Below are 6,123 nucleotides of genomic sequence, written 5' to 3' on the forward strand. Positions count from 1 at the left end.
TTTAACGCATTACCGGAATGTAGAGTGAGTAATTCATTGTTTCGCTGGCCAGTTCGAGTCTACTTTGAAGACACTGATGCAGGTGGCGTTGTCTACCACGCGCGCTATATTGCCTTTTATGAAAGGGCAAGAACGGAAGCGCTGCGTGAGCGCAATTTTCATCAACACGCCTTGCTGAGTGAGCATGTCGCCTTTGCTGTTCGCCGGATGACGGTCGAGTATCTTGCGCCTGCGCGTCTTGACGATATGTTGGAAGTGCAAAGCGAGATTATTTCACTACGCGGTGCTTCTTTAACGTTTTCTCAGCGCATTCTCAATGCCCATGGCACGCTCTTGAGCCATGCTGAAGTTTTGATCGCCTGTATCGATCCACATCAAATGAAGCCAATCGCGCTTCCTAAGTCTATTGTCGCGGAGTTTAAGCAGTGACTGACATGAACATTCTTGATTTGTTCCTGAAGGCGAGCCTTCTGGTCAAACTAATCATGCTGATTTTAATCTGTTTTTCTGTCGCTTCCTGGGCGATTATCATCCAACGCACCCGCATTTTGAATACGGCGACGCGTGAGGCGGAAGCGTTCGAGGACAAATTCTGGTCAGGTATAGAATTGTCACGTTTGTATCAGGAAAGTCAGGCGCGCCGCGATAGCTTGACGGGGACTGAGCAAATTTTTCATTCAGGTTTCAAAGAATTTGCACGGCTGCACCGTGCTAACAACCATGCGCCGGAAGCGGTAGTGGAAGGCGCATCCCGTGCGATGCGCATTTCTATGAACCGTGAATTAGAAACGCTGGAAACGCACATTCCCTTTTTGGGCACGGTGGGTTCTATCAGCCCGTATATCGGCCTGTTTGGTACCGTTTGGGGGATCATGCACGCTTTCATCGCGCTGGGTGCGGTGAAGCAGGCCACGTTGCAGATGGTCGCACCAGGTATTGCCGAAGCCTTGATTGCCACCGCCATCGGCCTCTTTGCGGCGATCCCGGCGGTAATGGCGTACAACCGTCTTAACCTGCGCGTCAACAAGCTCGAGCAGAACTACGACAATTTCATGGAAGAGTTTATCGCGATCCTGCATCGTCAGGCATTCTCCAGCGACAACAGCAAGTAATCAGGGGGGATCATGGCACGAATACGCAGAGGCCGTCGTGAGCTGAAATCCGAGATCAATATCGTTCCGCTGTTGGACGTGCTGCTGGTCCTGTTGCTGATTTTTATGGCAACAGCGCCGATCATTACCCAAAGCGTTGAAGTGGATCTGCCGGATGCGACGGACTCAAAAACGGTTTCCAGCAACGATAACCCACCGGTGATCGTCGAAGTATCCGGCGTGGGGCAGTATAGCCTGGTTATTGAGCAAAACCGTATGGAACAACTTCCGGCTGAGCAGGTGGTTGCTGAAGCGCAATCACGGCTGTCGGCCAACCCCAAGACGGTCTTTTTGATTGGGGGGGCGAAGGATGTTCCCTATGATGAGATCATTAAGGCATTGAATTTGTTGCATCAGGCTGGCGTGAAATCCGTTGGTTTGATGACGCAACCGATTTGAATGAGCGCATCACGTTAGTGAACGTTAAGCCTATTTCTGGCAACACTGTTTTTGGGAATCGCTTGTGCTAAAGGCAACCGAACAAAACGATAAGCTGAAACGTGCCGTTATCATCTCGGCTGTTTTGCACATCATACTGATTGCTTTGCTGCTCTGGAGTTCGTTCACGCAAACGATGGATGTCAGCGGGGGCGGTGGCGGCTCATCAATTGATGCTGTCATGGTTGATCCGAGCGCCGTGGTGGAGCAATACAATCGTCAACAACAGCAGCAGACAGAGGCTAAGCGCGCGGAACAGCTGCGTAAAAAGCAGGCTGAGCAGCAGGCTGAAGAGTTGCAGCAAAAGCAGGCTGCTGAGCAGCAGCGTCTGAAAGAGCTGGAAAAAGAGCGTCTGCAAGCGCAGGAAGAGGCAAAAAAACAGGCTCAGGAGCAGGCTGAGCAGCGTAAACAGGCGGAAGCGGCCGCTCAGCAGGCAAAAGAGCAGCAAAAACAAGCCGAAGCCGCGGCGGCGAAAGCCAAAGCAGAGGCTGAACAGCAGGCAAAAGCGGCGGCGGATGCCCGTAAGAAAGCGGAAGAAGAAGCGAAGAAACAGGCTGCTGCTGCGGCGAAGAAGCAGGCGGAAGAAGAAGCAAAAGCTAAAGCCGCTGAAGCAGCGAAGAAGAAAGCAGAAGACGCGGCTAAAGCGGAAGCGGCAAAAGCGGCTGAGCAGGCAAAACAAAAAGCTGCGGCGGAGGCCGCGAAAAAAGCGGAGGCTGCCGCGGCTGCCAAGAAAGCCGCTGATGAAAAGAAGAAAGCGGCGGCGGAAGCAGCCAAACAGGAAAGTACCGTCGATGATTTGCTGGGCGGATTGGCGTCATCGAAAAATGCGCCAAAATCTGGCGGTGGCGCGCCGGCGGGAACCGGTAATAATAAGAAGAGCGGCGCATCTGGCGCGGCTCTTGACAGTTATGGTAGCCAGGTGCGCGCCGCGATCCAGAATAAATTTTATGACTGGCAGCTCTATAAAGGGCGCACTTGTACATTACGAATTAAACTTGCTCCAGATGGCTTACTAATTAATGTGACTGCTGAAGGCGGCGATCCGGCGCTTTGTCAGGCGGCTATCGCAGCGGCGAAACAGGCCAGAATACCGAAGCCACCAAGCGCAGATGTTTATGAGGCTTTCAAAAATGCGCCGATAGATTTTAAACCGCAGTGACCGGGCTGTTTACCCAATAGATTTAAGATTATTACGATGGTAAATAAACCAGGTTATGTTGTTTTGTTGACATTGGTTTGTTTTTGTTAAAATTCTGCTAATTTATCGCAGACTTCGCGTCTGGATAAGGGAGATGAGATGAAGCAGGTACTGAAAGTTGCATTAAGTTTTTTAATGCTGTGGGCAGCGGCGCTGCACGCGGAAGTACGCATAGAGATTACCCAAGGCGTCGACTCGGCGCGCCCGATCGGCGTCGTCCCGTTCAAGTGGGCGGGGCCGGGGGCCGCGCCGGAAGATATTGGCGGTATCGTCGGCGCGGATTTACGCAACAGCGGTAAATTCAATCCGATCGACGCGAGTCGGATGCCGCAACAGCCTACTACTGCATCTGAAGTGACGCCTGCGGCGTGGACTGCGCTGGGCATTGACGCGGTTGTCGTGGGGCAGGTTCAGCCGAGTGCCGATGGCAGCTATCTGGTTTCTTACCAGCTTGTTGATACCTCCGGCAACCCTGGGAATGTCTTGGTGCAGAATCAGTTTAAGGTGACCAAACAGTGGCTACGCTATGCGGCGCATACCGCCAGCGATGAAGTGTTTGAAAAGCTGAGCGGCATTAAAGGAGCGTTCCGTACTCGTATCGCTTATGTTGTGCAAACTAACGGCGGACAGTTCCCTTATGAACTGCGTGTCGCGGATTATGATGGTTACAACCAGTTTGTTGTTCATCGTTCACCGCAGCCGCTGATGTCGCCAGCCTGGTCCCCGGACGGCAGCAAACTCGCCTATGTGACCTTTGAAAGCGGCCGTTCCGCGTTGGTGATCCAGACGCTGGCAAATGGCGCGATCCGCCAGGTTGCTTCCTTCCCACGTCATAACGGTGCGCCTTCTTTCTCTCCTGATGGCAGCAAACTGGCGTTTGCGCTGTCCAAAAGCGGCAGTCTGAACCTGTATGTGATGAACCTGGGCTCGGGCCAGATCAGTCAGGTGACTGACGGTCGTAGCAATAACACAGAACCGACCTGGTTCCCGGACAGTCAGACCTTGGCCTATACTTCAGATCAGGCGGGTCGGCCTCAGGTTTATAAAGTCAATGTCAACGGCGGCGCACCGCAGCGTCTGACCTGGGAAGGTTCTCAGAATCAGGATTCCGATGTGAGTGCCGACGGGAAATTTTTGGTTACGGTTAGCTCCAACGGTGGGGCTCAACATATTTCCAAACTGGATCTGGTAACGGGGGCCGTACAAGTATTAACGGACACGTTCCTGGACGAAACGCCAAGTATCGCACCGAATGGCACAATGGTGATCTACAGTTCCAAACAGGGGCTGGGATCCGTGCTACAGCTGGTTTCGACCGATGGACGTTTCAAAGCGCGTCTTCCGGCTACTGATGGACAGGTCAAGTTCCCTGCCTGGTCGCCGTATCTATAAGTACAAACATGTACAATAAACTTGTCAAAGGACATAAAGAAATGCAATTTAACAAAGTGCTGAAAGGCCTGATGTTGGCTCTGCCGGTACTGGCAGTGGCCGCATGTAGCTCCAACAAGAACGCGGACAATGACCAATCTTCCATGGGTGCTGGTGGTAATAACGGCATGATGGACGGCAGCAACATGTCTTCGTCTGAACAAGCTCGCTTGCAGATGCAGGAGTTACAACGCAATAACATCGTTTACTTCGGTCTGGATAAATACGATGTGAGCTCTGAATTTGCTCAGATGTTGGATGCACACGCTGCATTCCTGCGTAGCAACCCGTCTTACAAGGTGACTATCGAAGGTCATGCGGATGAACGCGGTACGCCGGAATACAACATCGCATTGGGCGAGCGTCGTGCTAACGCGGTACAAATGTACCTGCAAGGCAAAGGCGTGTCTTCCGATCAGATTTCTATCGTTTCTTACGGTAAAGAAAAACCTGCCGTTCTGGGTCATGACGAAGCGGCCTATGCCAAAAACCGTCGTGCCGTTCTGGTCTATTAAGAGAATCGCATGAGCAGTAACTTCAGACGTCACCTGTTGGGTCTGTCGTTACTGGTTGGCGTAGCGGCCCCTTGGGCCGCTACTGCCCAAGCGCCAATCAGTAATGTCGGCTCTGGCTCGGTCGAAGACCGCGTCACTCAATTGGAGCGTATCTCTAACGCTCACAGCCAGCTTTTAACTCAACTTCAACAGCAACTCTCTGATAATCAGCGTGACATTGATAGCCTCCGCGGGCAGATTCAGGAAAGTCAGTATCAGCTCAATCAGGTTATTGAACGTCAGAAGCAGATCTATCAACAGATCGATGGATTAACTTCGTCATCTTCTGCTGCATCGACGACAGACGGCAACCCCGCCGCGGCAGGAACGAATACCGGTGCCGCCAATACGGCGACACCGGCCAGTACGGGTGATGTGAACAGTGATTACAATGCCGCCGTCGCTCTGGTACTGGAGAAAAAACAGTATGATCAGGCGATTGGCGCATTTCAGGCGTTCGTCAAAAAGTACCCGGATTCAACGTATCAACCTAATGCCAACTACTGGCTTGGGCAGTTGAATTACAATAAAGGGAAAAAAGACGATGCCGCGTACTATTTCGCCAATGTGGTCAAGAATTACCCTAAGTCGCCCAAAAGTGCCGAAGCGCTGCTGAAGGTTGGGGTTATCATGCAGGAAAAAGGTCAGGCTGATAAGGCCAAGGCCGTTTACCAGCAGGTCGTGAAAATGTACCCCAATACGGAAAGTGCTAAGCAGGCACAAAAACGTTTATCTGCACTGTGATCTCGTCTTCATTGGCACAAAAATTGCGCATGATGCATGATTTTTGTGCCTGAATGTCTTAAGAGTAAGCAATCGAATGGTTTTTTTAGAAAATAGGTTGCGCTGAAAATTTAAATTAGTAATATATGCCGCCGTTGCCAAGGCAAACAGCGAAATGCCAAAGCAGCATGAAATTGGGTCGTTAGCTCAGTTGGTAGAGCAGTTGACTTTTAATCAATTGGTCGCAGGTTCGAATCCTGCACGACCCACCAATTTCAGAATTGATAACTGATTTGAAGCGTGAAAGAGGAGAACCGATAAGGTTCGAGACGGCCCGCCAATGTCAAGTTGAGTATCTGGTTGTTCCTTATTGCGGGTCGTTAGCTCAGTTGGTAGAGCAGTTGACTTTTAATCAATTGGTCGCAGGTTCGAATCCTGCACGACCCACCATTCCCGCATGATTCCACATTTAACTTAAATTCACCTGATACAGCATATTGCATGTGTCGTGTAGGTGAGAACCTGCGTTCAGGTTCGAGCCGAGCGAAGCGAGACAGCAACGCGGCAGCGTTGACCCCGAAGGGGCGAGGCCAAAGGCCGAGTTATCCTGCACGACCCACCATTCCCG

Annotated in this window: 7 protein-coding genes, 2 tRNA genes and 2 other RNA genes (1 of these 11 only partly in view); all 11 read left to right on the plus strand. The window is 51.6% G+C overall.

Annotation, left to right across the window (positions count from 1 at the left end):
• The first annotated feature begins 24 nt into the window (after nt 1–24).
• A complete protein-coding gene (ybgC, locus tag EDC54_RS02090) occupies nt 25–429 on the plus strand; it encodes a tol-pal system-associated acyl-CoA thioesterase (RefSeq protein ID WP_132452755.1) in 405 nt (134 codons plus the stop codon).
• Nucleotides 426–1,112, plus strand: a complete 687-nt coding sequence (gene tolQ / locus EDC54_RS02095; protein WP_132452757.1) for a Tol-Pal system protein TolQ — start codon at nt 426–428, stop codon at nt 1,110–1,112. Before ybgC ends, tolQ begins: the two co-directional genes overlap by 4 nt.
• 12 nt (nt 1,113–1,124) lie before the next feature.
• Nucleotides 1,125–1,550, plus strand: coding sequence for a colicin uptake protein TolR (gene tolR / locus EDC54_RS02100; RefSeq protein ID WP_132452759.1), 426 nt, complete (start codon nt 1,125–1,127; stop codon nt 1,548–1,550).
• A gap of 64 nt (nt 1,551–1,614) precedes the next feature.
• Nucleotides 1,615–2,748: a cell envelope integrity protein TolA gene (gene tolA / locus EDC54_RS02105; RefSeq protein WP_132452761.1), complete on the plus strand. Its 1,134-nt coding sequence runs from the start codon at nt 1,615–1,617 to the stop codon at nt 2,746–2,748.
• A 138-nt stretch (nt 2,749–2,886) separates the two neighbouring features.
• Nucleotides 2,887–4,179, plus strand: coding sequence for a Tol-Pal system beta propeller repeat protein TolB (gene tolB / locus EDC54_RS02110; protein WP_132452763.1), 1,293 nt, complete (start codon nt 2,887–2,889; stop codon nt 4,177–4,179).
• A 41-nt stretch (nt 4,180–4,220) separates the two neighbouring features.
• On the plus strand, nt 4,221–4,733 hold the full coding sequence (pal, locus tag EDC54_RS02115; RefSeq protein ID WP_132452765.1) for a peptidoglycan-associated lipoprotein Pal: 513 nt from the start codon (nt 4,221–4,223) through the stop codon (nt 4,731–4,733).
• 9 nt (nt 4,734–4,742) lie between these two features.
• Nucleotides 4,743–5,516: a cell division protein CpoB gene (gene cpoB, locus EDC54_RS02120; protein ID WP_132452767.1), complete on the plus strand. Its 774-nt coding sequence runs from the start codon at nt 4,743–4,745 to the stop codon at nt 5,514–5,516.
• A 175-nt stretch (nt 5,517–5,691) separates the two neighbouring features.
• Nucleotides 5,692–5,767 (plus strand) — tRNA-Lys (locus EDC54_RS02125).
• A gap of 102 nt (nt 5,768–5,869) precedes the next feature.
• Nucleotides 5,870–5,945, plus strand: a tRNA-Lys gene (locus EDC54_RS02130).
• Between the two features lie 44 nt (nt 5,946–5,989).
• A non-coding RNA gene (locus EDC54_RS02135) (RtT sRNA) lies at nt 5,990–6,117 on the plus strand.
• 4 nt (nt 6,118–6,121) lie between these two features.
• Nucleotides 6,122–6,123, plus strand: a non-coding RNA gene (locus EDC54_RS02140) — RtT sRNA; it runs 80 nt beyond the window's last position.

Origin of the sequence: Samsonia erythrinae (assembly GCF_004342665.1) — a bacterium.
GTDB lineage: Bacteria > Pseudomonadota > Gammaproteobacteria > Enterobacterales > Enterobacteriaceae > Samsonia > Samsonia erythrinae.